Raw genomic sequence first — 16,592 nt, forward strand, 5'->3', positions numbered from 1 at the left:
TAAAAGAGGTATACATAGCCGCTTTAAAAACCTTTTAGATGTTAACTAACTACTTTTTCTTTATAATAACGATATAGGTCTTCAGAAGAAGCACCCATCCATCGTCTCATATGAATATTCAAGAAATGATATTGTAATCGCCAGACTCCAACTTCACGATATCGTCTGGCTGATGTTACTACATATTTAGGAATAATTACAAATTGATCAATAGCAAAAAGACGATCAACGAGATCATTATCTTCATAAACAATAAATGACTCATCATACCCTTTAATTTGTTGAAAAAGTAATGCAGTAATGAATTGACTTTGATCCCCTCCTCGACAACGTTTACTCTCAAATTGGGTTAACCAGCCCAAAAAACGTAACCACCAGTGATTAGAATCAAATTTCATACGAAAACATCCGGCTTTGTTTCCTTTTTTGACTTCTTCTATAATGCTATGATCATAATGTTTAGGAGGAAAAGAATCTGCATGAAGAAAATATAAGATTTCACCTTTGGCATTTGCAGCTCCCATATTTAGTTGTCTTGCTCTACCTTTTTTTGATGGAACAAGCTTAACCATGACTTTTTCATTTTTTGAAATCGTATTAACAATTTCCTGTGACCCATCTGTACTTCCTCCATCAACAACGATAATTTCCTCTATGTTTCCTTTATTTCTAATGGATCTAATGAGATGAGAAACTAAAACCTGAATAGTTTCGGCTTCATTAAGAATGGGAATAACAATAGATATTTTCAACTTTAGCGCTTATTTAATATTTAGTACGTTTTACTAATAATAACATTACACAACTAAAAATTAATAAATTTCTGACAATTCTGTTTTTAAAATAGACTTTTTCTTTGTTTTCGAAGGGTGTGCCTAGTTATTTTTATACAATTAATCTCATTGTAAAATAATTTATTAGTAATAAAAGACATCAATTTAAGAATGCTATTGTATTAATCAACAAAAACTATATCATGATATTTAAACGATACTAATTTTAAACCAAAGGTACGTATAAATGTCAAAAATGTTTAATTACTCATTAAGACTCCAATCATAATCTTTATATCCCTTTTTAGGTTGTTTTCCTATTTTTACCGAAGCATATCTATTGATAAAATCTTTTACATCACCTCCGTTAACTTTAAAATCCTTTTTGTACCAGGTAAATATTTTTGATACATTAACTTCTTCATCGGTGATAGTATTTCGGGTAGGGTCATTTATAAATTTCTTGGTTTGTTGATCCAAAGCTTCATTAACATTCTCTGCGGTATATGCTCTATTCCAAACAATTGGACAAGAAAAAGAAGCGCAATTAATTGCAAAATGAATTCTGGGGTCTCCAAACTTTCTAAGGATTTTATGTTCTAATTCCCCTAAGCTATACCATTCACCATTAATTTTAAAGAATTTTTTACCCCATGGATTATCCAAATCTTTAATGCTTTTAAGCGGATAGCTATCAATGATAAGTTTTATGGTATACGCATTATAAGCATTAATCCAATAGGCTAACTTTTCTTCTCTAGTCCAATCTTCTTTTGGTGGATTCGCTGATAGCTGCGAAAAATATTGATAAAGTTGAGAGCTATCTCTCATAAAACCATTATAATTTACTTTTCCTTCTTCGCTTACATTTAATAATAATGCTTGGTCCCAGATACTATGATCAAAAGTATTTTGGGCTTGTGTTTGATTTATAAATATTACAGTTAGCAGAGCTAATATAAATTTTGGAGCTTTCATTTTTTTACTTTTTTTGAAGGGTTAATCGATATTCATATGGATTTTTCATTTACGTTCGCGATAACATTTTTATCCATAATATGAAACATTAGTAGAAAATTAAGAAATGAACTTACAGGAAGAATTTAATTTCTTATAATTTTGAAATTATTGAGACAATACAGGAAGTGAAGAATTATGGAGTGTTTTGCAGATCCTAAAATAAAGATAAACATTTGATTATTAAGAACTTGTGTTGTTTTTGTTTAGCCGGAATAGATGAGTGATTTCCTATAGTATTACTTTAGAAAAGAAAAAATATTGATTTTAAATAGTTAAAATAAGTATACTGTTATTTTAGGATTCGTTCAAATTCCAGTCATAAACTCTATAACTTTTTTTGGCCTTCTCATTGATTTTAGTTTTAGAATAGACATTCAAAAACTGAATCAAAGTTCCCTTTGTTTTAAAATCTTTACCAAACCACAGAAATATTTTCGAAAGTTTAATAGTGTTTGCACTTATTGTATTGTGTTTGGTGTCATTAATAAAAGAAGTTGTGAGTTTTTCTAGTTCTTGATCAACATTTTGTGCTGTAAATGATTTATTTGATAAACGAGGACATGATAATGATGCACAATTAATACCAAAATGAATTCTGGGATCTTTCATTTTTCTTAGAATTCTATGTTCTATGTCATTAAGTGTATACCATTTTGCTCCTAGTTTGATGAATCTAAGTTCCCAGGGGTTTTCAATGTCTTTGATACTTTTTAAAGGATAATTATCGATAATTAATTTCACCGTAAATGCATTATAAGCATTTATCCAGTATGCTAATTTATCTGATTTATTCCAGTTCTCCTTAGGCATGTTTTCACTTAATATATTGAGATATGTCCTAAGCTTTGACTTATCTTGTTTAAATCCCTTGTAGTCTACTATTCCCTTGGCAGAAACATGCTTTTGTAGTAAATAATTCCATATTTTATGATCAAAAGCTTCGTTACTTTTTTTTGATTCTATAGTAACTACGGGTGTTTTTTGTAGAGGTTTTTCAGTTTCTGGAGCTTTTTCTTCTATTGGGGTAATGATTTTTGGAAGATTTACTTTTTTCTCATCTTCTAATATAGAATCGTCTTGTACTACTTTTTCCTCTGGTTCCTGTATTTTGGTTGGAGTTGTATTTTGTGCTATAGTTTTACTTCCACTACAGGAAAAAAATAAACATATTGATAAAGTAAAAAGTATATTCTTCATTCTAGACATAGCTTTTTTGTTTAAACAGTTTCTATTTTATTAGATGAAATCTCTAATAAAAAGTAAATCATCTATGATGTTTAATGTGAAAACAAAATTCACGCCATACTCTTTATCAGAATATAACCTGTGTTCATGTTACTATTGCTCATTTAGTGCCCAATCATATTCTTTATATCCGTTTTTAGGTATTTTTTGAATTTTTACGTCAGAATAAAGGTTGATAAATTCGGTAACATTGCCATTATTAAAGTCATCCTTGTACCACTCAAATATTTGGGATAAACTAACTTGATCTTCTGTAATTATATTTTTTGTAGGATCATTAATAAAATCTTTAGTACATTTTTCTAAGGCTTCATTGATATTTTTGGCAGTGTATGCCATGTTCATTAGTTTGGGAGAAGAACTAGAAGCGCAATTGATTATAAAATGAATTCTGGGTTCATTAAACTTTCTCAAGATCTTATGTTCTATATCATCTAGACTATAACGTTTATCTTTTATTCTAAAGAACTTTTGATTCCATGGATCATGAAGCTCATTGATATTTTTTACAGGATAATTATCTATAATCATTTTTACGGCAATAGAATTATATGCATTAACCCAATAGGCTAGTTTTTCTTCTCTGGTCCATTCTTCTGTTGGAGGATTGTTTGATAATGACCTAAAATATTGATAGAATAGAGGGCTGTCTTTCATAACTCCTTCATAATTTACTTTTCCATCTTCTGAGACATTAAGAATAAGAATTTGATCCCAGACCGAATGGTCTGCCTTGTCTTGAGCTTTAGCTTTAAAACAAAATAGAACAACGACAAGGGCTAGCAGTGTTATACTATGTTTTTTACTTGTTTTCATTTGAAGTTTAAAATTATAAGGTTCTAACAATTAGTTTAAGAGTCTTATTCTCCATAAAAGTACTGAAATAATCGATAAAATGCAATTTTAGGAGTTTTATTGTATTCTTTGAGTTAATTTTGTCTTAAAATATTTACTTGTTTATTTTTAGACATCCATATGACATTTAATTACAGTTTTGATAAAGAGAATACAATTGCGATATTACTTTTTGATTACCAAAAAGCAACTTTAGATTTCTCTTTTGCAGAATTAAAAACTACAACATGATCATTGTAGAGGACTTTTCTATGGAGACCTATAAAATCTAGTATTTGTTGATAATATATAGTACGTAAAACCTCGAATTCGAGGTCTTCAAATTCGAGGCTTTTAAATTTTAAAAAGCTATAAAGTTTAGTTGTTATTTGTACTTGTTATAGGAGTAACTTTATCTTTTTTATTTAAACTCCAGTCATATGTAATATAACTATCTTTTGATATTTTATTAATTTTTACTGTTGAATATTGATTTATAAAATCAATTACATCGATATTATTATTATCAAAATCTTCTTTATACCATTCAAATACTTGTGAAATTTTAACAGTACTTGAGGTGATTTGATTTCTCTGAGGATCATTAATAAATTCTCTAGTTCGTTCATCAAGAGCTTCACTTATATTAGCACTTGTATAAGCTCTGTTCCATAATCTGGGAGATGACATAGATCCACAGTTAAGTAAAAAATGAATCCTGGGATCACCAAATTTTCTTAAAATATCATGCTCTATATCATCCAGGCTATATCGGACACCTTCTGATTTAAAAGTTTTTCGTTTCCAAGGGTTTTCAAGGTCATTTATTGATTCTACCGGATAATCGTCGATTATCATTTTCATTGCTGTAGCATTATAAACATTGAGCCAGTAGGCCAATTTCTCTTGGTTGCTCCAACTTTCTTTTGGAGAAATCTTGCAGAGGTATCTAAAATAGTCATAAAACACAGCAACATCTTTGGTCACTCCATTATAGTCTACCATTCCGTCAGCTTGTACATTGAGAATTAAAATTCGATCCCAGGCAGAATGATCAACTTTTTCTTGAGCATAAATATTATTAAATAGTAAGAGTAATAAAATAAAGTAGGTGGTTTTAAGAGGCTTCATTTTGTTAGTTTTTATTGAGGTTAGTATTTATTTCAGGGGTAGATAACCTGTAAGGTACAAAAAAAATGGATATAATACATGTTTCCAGTGGTTTAAGTAGGAAAATACTTCGTAAAAAAGATGTAATTAGGTTATGTTAACCACTATTTGATGGGAATAATAAAGTAGAATGTTTTGCTTAAGGGTTTACTGTATTTTATTTGTATTTATGATCGATAATTGTATGAATTCATAAAAACTATTGTTAAGAAACTCTATTGATAAATATTAGATAAGACTTTTGTAAATAAAGTAACCTCTTCTGTAGTTCCTGTACTAATTCTACACCAATTAAAAAAGGGAGGAAAAGGTCGACCGATTAATACTCCTTTATCCATCATCTCTTTATGTAGTGTTCTTATATCTTTGCCTGTTTTAAAGAAAATGAAGTTTGTATTTGATTTTACATATGGTAACTCAAAAGTATCTAGTGTTTTGTATATCATTTCTTTTGCTTCACGAGTTTTTTGCAAACTAAATTCATAAAACTCCTTGTCATTTAAAGCGGTTTTGGCTGCGGCGATCGCAGGAACATTACTATAAGCAACCATGTTTTTTCTAAGTTTTTGAGTCAGAGCTGGTTTGGCGATAAGATAACCAATGCGCATACCTGCCATGCCATACACTTTTGAGAATGTTCTGGAGACGATTACATTCTTGTCTTTTTTCACTAACTCAACCATCGATGGATAATTAGGTTCGTCTATATAATCATAATAGGCTTCATCGCTAAAAAGAATAGTTTTATTACTTATTGTATCACAAAAATCCATCAGTTTTTGGGATGGAAGAATCGTAGAAGTTGGATTATTGGGATTACATAAAAAAACTAGTTTTGTTTTTGAAGAAATCCTCTTTTCGATTTCACTCATGTCGTACCCTTTATCTTCTCCAACTGGCGCCCAATTAATAGTAGCACCCCATTGTTTTGCATACGTCATCATTGCCAAAAATGTAGGTTTTCCTGCAATAATTTCTCCTCCGTTAGATGCAAAAGTAAGGCCAGTAATTTTTAACCCTTCTGTAGAACCTCCGCATATGATGATATGATCTTTGGTTACTCCTTCTTTTTTAGCAAGAATTTCTGCTAATTCATCGGCATAAGCGTATGGATATCGACAGCTATGATCAAAAGATGATATAATAGCTTCTCTTACTTTTTTTGATGGGCCATATGGATTTTCATTAGAACTTAATCGAATCAGCTTTGAAAATGATCTTGGGTTAAATTTTATTGTTTCTTCTAATGTTAATGCGTTAGCGATATGCATTCCTCCAAATAATGCTAGGCTACCTCCTAACGAAGTAGATTTCAGCCATTGTCTTCTGTTCATGATATTCTATCTTTAAAATGATTTGCCTTCTAAAGATAGTAATTTATTGATTTTGAAAAGATAAGAGTTAAGTAAATAATGGTTAGAAGATATGTGAAAAGATAAAAAAAGAAGCCGAAAATACATACATTATTTCCGACTTCCACATTATAGTTAGTTAGCCATCGCTTTTAACAGCATCCACCACCATCATAATGATAAGTAGATTCGCTAATAAATATATCATCTCTGCCGAGATCAGCTAAAGCTCCAGCAGTTTTGTCGCATATAGCAATAGGTTGATTTTTTAGGAGTACGTGACCTTTCTTGTCATCAAAATAATCTTCATCTCCATAATAAATTGCAGCCTTTCCAGTAAAAATACAAGGTCCATCTTCTGGCATTGGATCTTTAATTGCAGCCACTTCAATTGATTCGATGTAAATTAACTCATCGGTATCATAGTTTTTTGGATCTAGAATCCTATAAGGTTTACGAGCTCTAATTTCTATAGTTCCAAAGCCAACATCTGTTAATGCTTTTACATATTCTGCAATGGGTAAACTTCCGCTCAAACATAAAGCTCTTAACCGCTCATCATTACGAAGATTATCATTCATGGGTTGTTCACAAGTTGGATCACTCATTACTAATCTTCCATGAGGTTTTAATACTCTATACATTTCTTCAATAGCTTTTTTTAAATCATCTGCTTTAAAAATGTTAAACAGACAATTTTGTGCAGCTACGTCTATACTATTGTCTTCAACAGGTAAATTTAATGCATCACCATATCTAAGATCAACAAATTCGCTTTTAAACCAATCGTTTTGGGCTTCAGCTTCTTTAAAATTTTTGCGAGAAGCCTCTAGCATTTCTTCAACAACATCGACACCAATAACACCACTTTTTTGACGAGAAAAATAAGAGAATTGTAATAATTCCATTCCACCACCAACACCTACATATAAGGTTTTTGGATTATTCGTTAAGTCACGTGCATTTACTGTACTACCACATCCGTAATTCATTTCTTGCATGATTTTCGGAATTTTAAGGCCTGGTAGTTCCCAAATAGGGTTTGTAGTACAACATAAACCTACATCTGGTGTTAATGCCGCTTCTTTATATACATCGTGTGTGGTTTCTAAATAGCTCATAAACTGATTTTTGTTTTCCTTTGAGGTTATCTCAGGTTATAAATAATTTTGTCGAAAAGGATAGATATACCTTTCTGAAATTATAGAATTTTTAATTTATAAAGATTTGATTAATTCTTTGAACAACAGTATCATTTCTGGTTCTGCTTTACCTGCCATTGCAATGATTTCATCTATATTAATGGGTTTAAGATTGTCTGGATCACATTCATCTGTTAAAACAGATACCGCTGCAACCGGAAGATCCAAGTGATTAGCCACAATAACCTCGGGAACGGTGCTCATTCCTACAGCATCTGCACCGATAATTTTTAAGTAACGATATTCTGCTCTGGTTTCTAATTGAGGTCCCATAACAGACACATATACTCCTTTATGGAGATTGATATTGTTATCTTTGGCAATGGTTTCTAATTTTGAATTTATACTAAGGTCGTAAGGAGCACTCATATCTGTAAAGCGACTTCCTAATTGCTCAACTCCTTTAAATGCTAAGGGAGAACCTCCTTGTAAATTAATATGATCATCAATAAGCATTAATTCCCCCTTTTTGAAGTTTAAATTAATTGCTCCAGAAGCGTTAGATACTAATAGTGTTTTTATTCCTAATTTATGCATGACTCTAACAGGGTAGGTTACGTCCTGGAGCGAATAGCCCTCATAGAGATGAAAACGACCTTGCATAACTACAACAGTCTTACCTTCAATTTTTCCATAAATTAATTTTCCTTTATGAAATTCTACAGTAGCTGTAGGGAAATTTGGGATATGATTATAACTTATCTCCTGAATGATTTCTATTTCATTAATCAATTGTCCTAATCCAGTACCTAGTATAATACCTATTTCTGGATTTTCGAAACCCCTTCCTTGAAGGAATTCTGTTGTTTCTTCAATGTATTTTGTCATTAGTCTATAAATTTTTGAAAAGCCGAAATGTCTTTGATATCATCATAATAGTCAATGTCGTTACGAACTTCTAATAGTTTTATATTATTTTCTTTTAAATCTTCTAGTGTATCCTGAAGAACAGTATCTGTACCCCAGTTTTTATTTTTAAAAACCTGTGAATTTAAGGATTTCATTCCAAATAAATAATATCCTCCATCTTCTGCAGGTCCTAGGACATAATCATGTGTTTCTAGTTCCAGAAAAGCAAGTTCCAGATCTTTTTGACTTAAATCATACATATCACTTCCTATGATAACAACACGCTCAAAACCTTCTCCAAAGCATTCTGCAAAAGCATGTTCCATACGAATACCTAAATCGTAACCTGTTTGTTGTTTTTTATTGTAAACCGAATCATCCCAGAGATCATTTTCTCTAACTTTTACAGAATAATGAACTTCTTTGGTAACATCAAGATTTTTGGTGATATTAACCGTATGTTGTAATAAAAAAGTATAAATATCCAGGGCAGCTTGATCGCCAATAGTTGCTGCAAGTCGTGTTTTACATTTACCCAATTCTGGATTTCGGGTAAAAATCAATAATGCGTTTTTTTCTTTCAATTTGAATATATTTTTTCCCCTTTAGTTAACCATTTTCCCCATTCTTCAGAAAAGGCATGCACTTCTTCAGTAGTTTCTTCATTGGAGTTCATAACAGGAAAGTTTTTGTTTTTCCATTCAAAAATTCCTCCATAAAGATTATAAACATTTGTGTATCCTGCTTTTTTTAGTTTTTCTGATATGTCTTCAGAACGCACTCCCAAACTACAATACACTACAATTTTTGTGTCTTTTGGAATATCTTGTACTGTGACTGTATTCATTTTAAAATGCGTATAACCCACAAATTTTGCATGTTTGATGTGACTTACTTCATATTCTTTTTTCTCGCGAGCGTCTAACAATAGTACTTGATCCTGGATATCTTTTAATGCTTCAACAGAGATATACGGGACACTCTCGTTGTTGTATTGATCTAACAATTCTTCTAATGAATTTTGAGCACTCATTTTGGGTAAAAACAAGATCATTAATACCCCTATGATATAAGCAACGTTATGTGCCAGAATATTTTTTTTATTCATTTTTTGTTGGAAATGAGATTTTAGAATGTTTTGAAAAATGATTACAATGATCAATATAATTTTGTATACCATGTCTTACTAATTAAAATGATCCATCACTTAGTGGACTTAATTTTAAATATTTGACATTATATGTTTTTTAATGGATGAAACACAAAAAAACAAACAAAGTAGTTTAAGAGAATAAAGTAGAAGGAGATCCTTTATTAAAAAAACGATAGGTGTATATAGTAGTAATACCTGGTACTATAAAATCTGCTATATCTATTTTATATAGAAGTAAGCTTTGTATAATCTTTTTAAGTTTTCCAGAAAGCTTTTTGAAAAAACGAGATATTGATTTAATGTCGTTAATATCGTCAATATCTATCAAAACTTCTAGAGTTACCATTTTGATTTTGGTAGTTTCTATAAGTCTAGAGATACATGTGGATAGTTTTTTGGATTGCCAGGGTAGTTTTAAAAATAAATCAACATTAAATTGAGATTTGTGTAATCCCATAAGATAAAACCCTCCATCCAATGATGGCCCTAAAACAAATGTGTTATTTTCAAGTTGTTTGGCACTTTCAATTAAATGATATTTACTAAGGTGTGGAGTATCATTGCCAATAGTAATAAGATTGTCATAATCCTTATTATAAACATCTTGTATGGCATTGACAAAACGCTCTCCAAAAGTAACTCCTCGCTGTTCTTTTTCTGTATAGATAAAAAACGGGAGTCCGGTCTGTTTTACAGTAGTAATTGTTTTTCGGGTAAGCTCGGAAAATAAAATTTTACCACCAGTGATATATTTATTTCGCAATTCTTCATGAATCGAATTTGCAAAGATTAATATGGCGGTTTTTTGATTCATTTTGATTTTAGAGTTATGCTACAGTTCCTTGACAACTACTTCCTGCTCCAGCAGTACATCCATAACAGTGTTGTGAGATAATAATATTTCTATTCTGAAGTAATTCCTCGTTGTATTCACTAATATGTTTTACTTTACTCGCTACTTTAAGATCGAGCATCTGATTAAAATCGCAATCATATAACCAACCATCCCAACTTATAGAAATAGTATTAGTACACATCACATTAGCCACAGCCGATGGATTATAGGCTTCTACTAATGCATACATATAATCTTCATAGTTTTCTGAAGCAATCAGATAATCTAAGAATCTACTAATTGGTAAATTAGTAATAGCGAATAAATTATGAAAATGAATACCAAAATCTTCTAATAATGCCTTTTTAAAATCCTTTTCCATGGCTTCTTGATCACCAGGCAAAAACGCTCCAGAAGGATTATATACCAAATCCAATCTTAAACTACTATCAGGCATACCATATCCTCTTTCATTGAGTTCTTGCAAAGCTTTGATAGATTTGTCAAAAACACCATCTCCACGCTGCTTATCAGTTTTTCCTCTGGTCCAATGTGGCATTGAAGAAACTACATGTACATTATGTTTTTTGAAAAAATCAGGAAGATCATAATACTTTTTGTTGGCTCTAATGATGGTGAGATTACTTCTAACAATAAAATCTTTAATTCCAGCTTTACTTGCTTCCTCTACAAACCATCTAAAATTTGGATTCATTTCAGGCGCTCCACCTGTCAAATCCAAAGTGTGGGCTCCTGTCTTTTTAATGACTTCGAGACACTGCTGCATCGTTTCTTTGGTCATGATCTCTTTACGATCAGGTCCCGCGTCTACATGGCAATGTTCACAAACCTGATTGCACATATACCCTACATTGATCTGGAGGATCTCAAGTTTATTAGGACGTAAAGGGAAACGATCAATTTCTGCAATTTTATCTGCAAATTTTGGTAATTCACCATTGGCAAAAATACCGTTATTTAAAATCTCTAGTTGTCTATTAGAATTGGCTAACTGATCATTACGTTTGTGTAGAGATTGTTTTTTTTTGACTTCTGACATCTTCTGTTCTTAAATTATATTTTTAATCGACGAAATCCTTGCCAATATATAGTATAAATGGTTTATGAGCATATAAGGGTAAAACTGATGCTTGTTTTACATAGATAACTTCTCATACTTATTCATCATTTGTACTCCATGCACTAAAGTTGCACCACTTTCTATAGCTGCTCCGGTATGCACTGCTTCCATCATTTCTTCTTTTGTAATTCCTTTCTGCAAGCCATCTTTTGTATAAGCATCAATACAATAAGGGCATTTTACTACATGAGAAACCGCAAGTGCAATAAGAGATTTTTCTCGTGCACTCAAAGCGCCTTCTTCAAAAACTTTGCCGTAGTAATCAAAAAATTTAGTACCTAATTCTTCACTCCATTCTGTGATTTTTCCAAATTTTCTTAAGTCAGAAGGATCATAATATGTTTTAGACATGCTGTATTATTTTTTTAGTTACAGACATAATTTAGTATATGTCGAGGATATAGTATCATTACTTACAATAAAATTTGATAAAATTAAAAAGTAGGTAAGTGTTTAAAAGTTTAGTAAGATAAAAAACACAAATTAATAAACTGACAATTTTTTTACTGAAAATATATAAATAACAATACAAAGTACCGGTCTTATTAATACTACATTAAGAAAAAAGCTTAATTTAGGCTCGAAATCCTTGCTATAAGGACAAAAAATTCCAAAATCGGAGGTCATGAGGAAAAAAGTTACGCTCAAACAACTTGCTAAAGAATTAAATCTGTCTATTTCTACGGTTTCAAAGTCATTGAAAAATGATCCTGAGATTAGTGAAAAAACAATTAACAGAGTGCATGAACTGGCGAACTTTTATAATTACAAACCAAATGCTCTGGCAGTTAGTTTAAAAAGTAATAAGACCAAAACTATAGGGGTTATATTGCCAGAGATTCTTAATCATTTTTATGCTAAAGCATTGTTTGGAATAGAACAGGCAGCCTCAAAGAATGGGTATAAGATTGTGACCTGTATTACTAATGAATCTCATAAAAAAGAGATAGAATATGTAGAAATGCTAAACTATAGTAGTGTTGATGGGTTTATCGTGGCTTTGAGTCAGGAAACACAAATGGTTAATGAACTTGATCATTTTAAGGTTTTAAAGAGAGATAATGTTCCAATCGTAATGTTTGATAGGGTAAGTGATGAAATAGAATGTGATAAAGTAATTGTAGATGATAAGATTGCTTCTAAAAATGCTATTCAATATCTAATTAATACAGGTTGCACAAAAATTGCTGTAATAACAACAATAAGTAGTGATTTAAGTGTTGCAAAATTAAGATTAGAAGGGGCAAGAGAAATTACAGATAAAAATGATAATGTGTCATTAATAGAGTTACCTGTAAAGGATAATAATAATGTTGAAGATGAAATAGAGAAATTTCTTAAAGATAATAATCTTGATGCTGTTCTTGGTTTAGATGAGACTGCCGCGGCTGTAACTATAAATATGTCGCTAAAATTAGGATATAAAATTCCAAAAGATATTTCGGTAATAGGATTTACTGATGGGTTGTTATCCAGACATTCTTACCCAAAACTTACTACAGTTTCTCAACATGCTGAAGATTTAGGAGCAAAAGCAGCACAGATATTAGTAAATCAATTAGATAATTTTTCTGAAAATTATAAAGTAAAGACAGAAGTTGTAAAAACGTCTTTAATTCTTAGAAATTCTACAAATTAAAGCTATTTAATTATATATGTTTTTTGTTGGAAGCCAACTCTAATTATGGTAAGTCTTTTTCCAAAGTTTTTGTGATAGGATAGTAAATCATTCTAAGGAATAAGCAGATTAAAAATTACTAACCGTTCGTTTTCGATCTGAAAGTTGTTAAAATCTTGAGTAGAATAATGTACAATGATTGAAGCAAACCTATACTGTTCTCCTATCTTTACCTTTTTATCAAAGGATAATCATTGATCATTTTCAAACACCTTTTATGTATTAAGTGCTATCCCTTAAAATCAACTCGGTTTTGAGTTTCAATACTTTTTTACGATGATTTACATCATTGGGTTCATTAAATTGGTTAATCAATAATTCTGCAGCTTTTTCTCCCATTTCAAAACTGGGTTGTGCAATACATGTCATAGAAGGCACAAAAATTTCTCCTAGTCCAAGATCTCCAAATCCAATGACAGAGATTTGCTCTGGGATTTTATATCCCATTTTAAGTAATGTCTTCATGGTGAGTAAACCATAGTTATCTGTGCATGTAAAAACAGCATCGGGAATTGCGCTTATGTTATTAAAAAAATCCTGGATTTCAGTGTCTTCATTTTCCCTATCAAGGGATTCACAATGAAGTATTAATTCTTCATAGATAGGAATGTTATGCTTGGTCATAGCTTTTTTATAACCATCATAACGATCCTGAAAGACCTTTTTTTCTTTAATCCCTCCAATAAATGCAATTCGTTTCCTTCCTTTTTTAATTAGAAATTCGACCGCAGAAAATGAAGCTTTATCATCTTCTATTAATACATGGTCAGCACCCGAAACCTCTTCCCTTATATTATCAAATAATACAACAGGAATACCTTTATTGATTATACTTTTAATATGCACAAATGTTTCTGTCTCATGAGTTGGTGACAAAATAATTCCATCAACAAGTCCTCTTTCAAATGAAATGAGATTTTCACGCTCAAACTCAAATGAATTTCTAGAAGAGCTAATCAGGATTTTATAATTATGTTTTCTAACATATCGATCAATACCTCTACACACTTCTATAAAAAAAGATTCATCATATCTGGGGATAATAACTCCAATAAGATTGGTCTTACCAGAACTAAGACTTTTTGCAATTTGATTTGGCATATAGCCCATCATTTTTGCAGTTTTAAAAACTTTTTCGCGGGTACTAAGCTTTACTCGAGGGTTTTCATCCAAAGCTCTGGAAACTGTAGCTATAGAAATGTTTAATTTTCTAGCAATATCTTCAAGTTTAACCCTCTTTTTTTTCAAAGTCATCAAAAAATCGTTAAAAAATTATTATTAAAACATCATTTTCACTAGAAATATAATAATACAAACGTTTGCATTTTTTTAAACTAAAAGATTGCTTTACAATTCTGTGAATAGTTCAGTAATTTGTAATAGTCATAAAGGATTTTTGAACATCTAATAAAAAGTTTGTTAAAAAAATCTTACAAAAATGTCCTCCCCAAAAGACATCTCTATTCAAGAGACACAATGACTACGCTAAGTTAGGATAAATAATGTGTACTAAAAATACAAACATTATTTAAAATGCGGTAAGGAGATTAAATAAGTAGAAGATATCAATTTTTTAAAATTTTAAAACCGAATTGCATGGAGCTTTCTTGGTTCAAAAAAGGAACTATTTATCAAATATACCCACGTAGCTTCAACGATAGTAATGATGATGGTATTGGTGATTTGAGAGGGATTATAGACAAACTGGATTATTTACAGAGTCTACATGTAGATATATTATGGTTAAGTCCCATTTTTAGTTCACCAAATGATGATAATGGATATGATATTAGCGATTACTGCTCTATTATGCCAGAATTTGGAAGTATGGAAGATTTTGACGAATTGCTTCAGAAAACCCATGATAAAGGAATGAGGTTAATTCTTGATTTGGTTGCTAATCATTGTTCTGATGAACATAATTGGTTTAAAGAGGCGAAGAAATCAAAGGATAATCCATATAGAGATTATTTTCATTGGAAAAAACCTGAAGATGATGGTGGCCCGCCAAATAATTGGAAATCTTTTTTTGGAGGAAGTGCTTGGGAATATGATACCAAATCAGAGGAATATTATCTACACCTTTTTACTAAGAAACAACCTGATTTGAATTGGGAAAACCCCAAAGTGAGGGAAGAAATTTATAATGCAATGAGGTTTTGGCTAGATAAAGGAGTTGATGGATTTAGAATGGATGTTATTCCCTTGATTTCTAAACGAGAAGGGTATCCTGATGCTCCAGATGTAGGGTTTAGAAAAATCATCGAAGATGTATATGCAAATGGGCCTAGATTACATGAGTATCTTAAAGAAATGAATGAGAAAGTAGTTCGTCATTATGATGCATTTTCTTTGGCAGAAGGAGTCGGGATTAATCATGAAAATGCCGGTTTGTATATTGATTATGATCGTAGAGAACTTGATATGCTGTATCACTTTGATATTCTTGAATGTACTATTGTTAATGGTAAATTCGAAGAAACATCACCCTTCGATTTAGTAAACATGAAAAGTATTTTTAAGAAATGGAGAGATGCGGTTCATGAAAAAGGATGGCTCGCTAATGCAATGGGAAATCATGACTTTGCACGAATGACATCAAGATTTGGAGATGACAAGCAATATTGGGCAGAATCAGCAAAAATGTTGTTTATAATGCAATCTACACAAAATGGAACTTTGAATATTTATCAAGGTGATGAGATAGGGATGACAAACATTGTCCTAGAATCTGTAGATGAAGTTAGAGATGTACAATCTTTAAATTTTTATAATGAAAATTCAAAGACTAAGAAATTATCACAAGAGTCAGCATTAGAAATGATTAATAGAGAAGGACGGGATAATGCAAGAACTCCTGTACAATGGAATGATGAAATTAATGGTGGATTTTCTTTGGGAGAACCATGGTTAAAAACGAATCCGAATTATGTAAATATTAATGTTAGAAAACAAAACAATGATCCTGATTCGATCTTAAACTTTTATAGGAACTTATTGCAAATAAGAAAAGAAAATGATGTGTTTGTATATGGTGATTTTAAAGAGTTAGGGTTTAATAACTCGAGTATATATGTATATAAAAAAGTGTTGAAAAAAGAACAGATCATAGTGATTTTAAATTTTGAAGGCACCGAAGGTTATTTCGAGATAAAAGAAAATTTAACAGAAGCCATTGTCTTAATAAATAATTATAACAAGTATAAAATAGAGGGTGATATCATTCATCTCGAACCCTATCAAGGACTGATTTTTAAAGTTTAATAAAGTAGTTCGTAAAATTTAAGAAACAAATGTAATTAGAGTAGAAAGCGAAATTAATTTTTGTTTGTTAGCAGAG

Annotated in this window: 16 protein-coding genes; 2 read left to right on the plus strand and 14 right to left on the minus strand. The window is 30.9% G+C overall.

Translation table 11 applies throughout. From position 1 onward, the window contains the following. Positions 1-41 precede the first annotated feature (41 nt). The 13 genes from FOF46_RS14770 to FOF46_RS14830 form a co-directional block, all read right to left on the minus strand. Positions 42-752 carry a TIGR04283 family arsenosugar biosynthesis glycosyltransferase gene (locus FOF46_RS14770; RefSeq protein ID WP_143916987.1) on the minus strand — a complete coding sequence of 237 codons (711 nt, stop codon included), beginning with the start codon at positions 750-752 and terminating at the stop codon, positions 42-44. Between the two features lie 285 nt (positions 753-1,037). Further along, entirely contained in the window at positions 1,038-1,751 is a 714-nt protein-coding gene (locus tag FOF46_RS14775; protein WP_109434172.1) for a DUF547 domain-containing protein, read from the minus strand. Between the two features lie 336 nt (positions 1,752-2,087). Then, the gene (locus tag FOF46_RS14780) at positions 2,088-2,990 is read right to left on the minus strand and encodes a DUF547 domain-containing protein (protein ID WP_143916988.1); all 903 of its coding nucleotides are present in this window, start codon (positions 2,988-2,990) and stop codon (positions 2,088-2,090) included. Positions 2,991-3,131: 141 nt separating this feature from the next. After that, on the minus strand, positions 3,132-3,854 hold the full coding sequence (locus FOF46_RS14785) for a DUF547 domain-containing protein (protein ID WP_109434462.1): 723 nt from the start codon (positions 3,852-3,854) through the stop codon (positions 3,132-3,134). 396 nt (positions 3,855-4,250) lie between these two features. Beyond that, positions 4,251-5,003 (minus strand): DUF547 domain-containing protein, encoded by a 753-nt coding sequence (locus tag FOF46_RS14790; RefSeq protein ID WP_143916989.1) that lies wholly within the window; start codon positions 5,001-5,003, stop codon positions 4,251-4,253. Positions 5,004-5,257: 254 nt separating this feature from the next. Further along, positions 5,258-6,376, minus strand: coding sequence for a pyridoxal phosphate-dependent aminotransferase (locus FOF46_RS14795; RefSeq protein WP_143916990.1), 1,119 nt, complete (start codon positions 6,374-6,376; stop codon positions 5,258-5,260). Between the two features lie 170 nt (positions 6,377-6,546). After that, the gene (gene arsM, locus FOF46_RS14800; protein ID WP_109434168.1) at positions 6,547-7,515 is read right to left on the minus strand and encodes an arsenosugar biosynthesis arsenite methyltransferase ArsM; all 969 of its coding nucleotides are present in this window, start codon (positions 7,513-7,515) and stop codon (positions 6,547-6,549) included. A gap of 96 nt (positions 7,516-7,611) precedes the next feature. After that, the gene (locus FOF46_RS14805) at positions 7,612-8,424 is read right to left on the minus strand and encodes a purine-nucleoside phosphorylase (RefSeq protein ID WP_109434167.1); all 813 of its coding nucleotides are present in this window, start codon (positions 8,422-8,424) and stop codon (positions 7,612-7,614) included. Continuing rightward, on the minus strand, positions 8,424-9,029 hold the full coding sequence (locus FOF46_RS14810; protein ID WP_333968230.1) for a TIGR04282 family arsenosugar biosynthesis glycosyltransferase: 606 nt from the start codon (positions 9,027-9,029) through the stop codon (positions 8,424-8,426). The genes FOF46_RS14805 and FOF46_RS14810 overlap by 1 nt, the downstream gene beginning before the upstream one ends. After that, complete coding sequence (locus FOF46_RS14815) at positions 9,026-9,553, minus strand: rhodanese-like domain-containing protein (RefSeq protein WP_235010886.1); 528 nt, start codon at positions 9,551-9,553, stop codon at positions 9,026-9,028. Before FOF46_RS14815 ends, FOF46_RS14810 begins: the two co-directional genes overlap by 4 nt. A gap of 175 nt (positions 9,554-9,728) precedes the next feature. Beyond that, positions 9,729-10,412: a DUF2064 domain-containing protein gene (locus tag FOF46_RS14820; protein ID WP_143916991.1), complete on the minus strand. Its 684-nt coding sequence runs from the start codon at positions 10,410-10,412 to the stop codon at positions 9,729-9,731. A 13-nt stretch (positions 10,413-10,425) separates the two neighbouring features. Further along, positions 10,426-11,493, minus strand: coding sequence for an arsenosugar biosynthesis radical SAM (seleno)protein ArsS (gene arsS, locus FOF46_RS14825; protein ID WP_109434164.1), 1,068 nt, complete (start codon positions 11,491-11,493; stop codon positions 10,426-10,428). A 96-nt stretch (positions 11,494-11,589) separates the two neighbouring features. Further along, positions 11,590-11,925, minus strand: coding sequence for an arsenosugar biosynthesis-associated peroxidase-like protein (locus FOF46_RS14830; protein ID WP_143916992.1), 336 nt, complete (start codon positions 11,923-11,925; stop codon positions 11,590-11,592). A gap of 274 nt (positions 11,926-12,199) precedes the next feature. Here FOF46_RS14830 and FOF46_RS14835 point away from each other — a divergent pair, with 274 nt between their 5' ends. After that, on the plus strand, positions 12,200-13,213 hold the full coding sequence (locus tag FOF46_RS14835) for a LacI family DNA-binding transcriptional regulator (protein ID WP_109434162.1): 1,014 nt from the start codon (positions 12,200-12,202) through the stop codon (positions 13,211-13,213). 261 nt (positions 13,214-13,474) lie between these two features. On the opposite strand, the gene FOF46_RS14840 is transcribed toward FOF46_RS14835, so the two are convergent. Further along, on the minus strand, positions 13,475-14,506 hold the full coding sequence (locus FOF46_RS14840) for a LacI family DNA-binding transcriptional regulator (RefSeq protein WP_109434161.1): 1,032 nt from the start codon (positions 14,504-14,506) through the stop codon (positions 13,475-13,477). A 342-nt stretch (positions 14,507-14,848) separates the two neighbouring features. On the opposite strand from FOF46_RS14840, the gene FOF46_RS14845 reads away from it, so the two are divergent. Beyond that, positions 14,849-16,516, plus strand: a complete 1,668-nt coding sequence (locus FOF46_RS14845; protein WP_143916993.1) for a glycoside hydrolase family 13 protein — start codon at positions 14,849-14,851, stop codon at positions 16,514-16,516. Positions 16,517-16,592 lie beyond the last annotated feature (76 nt).

It is taken from the genome of Aquimarina algiphila, assembly GCF_007489275.1.
Taxonomy (GTDB): Bacteria; Bacteroidota; Bacteroidia; order Flavobacteriales; family Flavobacteriaceae; genus Aquimarina; species Aquimarina algiphila.

Excerpts from the sequence above, each read along its gene's own strand:
- FOF46_RS14775 (WP_109434172.1), bottom strand. The coding sequence starts at position 1,751 with ATGAAAGCTCCAAAATTTATATTAGCTCTGCTAACTGTAATATTTATA.
- FOF46_RS14780 (WP_143916988.1), bottom strand. The coding sequence starts at position 2,990 with ATGAAGAATATACTTTTTACTTTATCAATATGTTTATTTTTTTCCTGT.
- FOF46_RS14785 (WP_109434462.1), bottom strand. The coding sequence starts at position 3,854 with ATGAAAACAAGTAAAAAACATAGTATAACACTGCTAGCCCTTGTCGTT.
- FOF46_RS14790 (WP_143916989.1), bottom strand. The coding sequence starts at position 5,003 with ATGAAGCCTCTTAAAACCACCTACTTTATTTTATTACTCTTACTATTT.
- FOF46_RS14795 (WP_143916990.1), bottom strand. The coding sequence starts at position 6,376 with ATGAACAGAAGACAATGGCTGAAATCTACTTCGTTAGGAGGTAGCCTA.
- arsM (WP_109434168.1), bottom strand. The coding sequence starts at position 7,515 with ATGAGCTATTTAGAAACCACACACGATGTATATAAAGAAGCGGCATTA.
- FOF46_RS14805 (WP_109434167.1), bottom strand. The coding sequence starts at position 8,424 with ATGACAAAATACATTGAAGAAACAACAGAATTCCTTCAAGGAAGGGGT.
- FOF46_RS14815 (WP_235010886.1), bottom strand. The coding sequence starts at position 9,553 with ATGAATAAAAAAAATATTCTGGCACATAACGTTGCTTATATCATAGGG.
- FOF46_RS14820 (WP_143916991.1), bottom strand. The coding sequence starts at position 10,412 with ATGAATCAAAAAACCGCCATATTAATCTTTGCAAATTCGATTCATGAA.
- arsS (WP_109434164.1), bottom strand. The coding sequence starts at position 11,493 with ATGTCAGAAGTCAAAAAAAAACAATCTCTACACAAACGTAATGATCAG.
- FOF46_RS14830 (WP_143916992.1), bottom strand. The coding sequence starts at position 11,925 with ATGTCTAAAACATATTATGATCCTTCTGACTTAAGAAAATTTGGAAAA.
- FOF46_RS14835 (WP_109434162.1), top strand. The coding sequence starts at position 12,200 with ATGAGGAAAAAAGTTACGCTCAAACAACTTGCTAAAGAATTAAATCTG.
- FOF46_RS14840 (WP_109434161.1), bottom strand. The coding sequence starts at position 14,506 with ATGACTTTGAAAAAAAAGAGGGTTAAACTTGAAGATATTGCTAGAAAA.
- FOF46_RS14845 (WP_143916993.1), top strand. The coding sequence starts at position 14,849 with ATGGAGCTTTCTTGGTTCAAAAAAGGAACTATTTATCAAATATACCCA.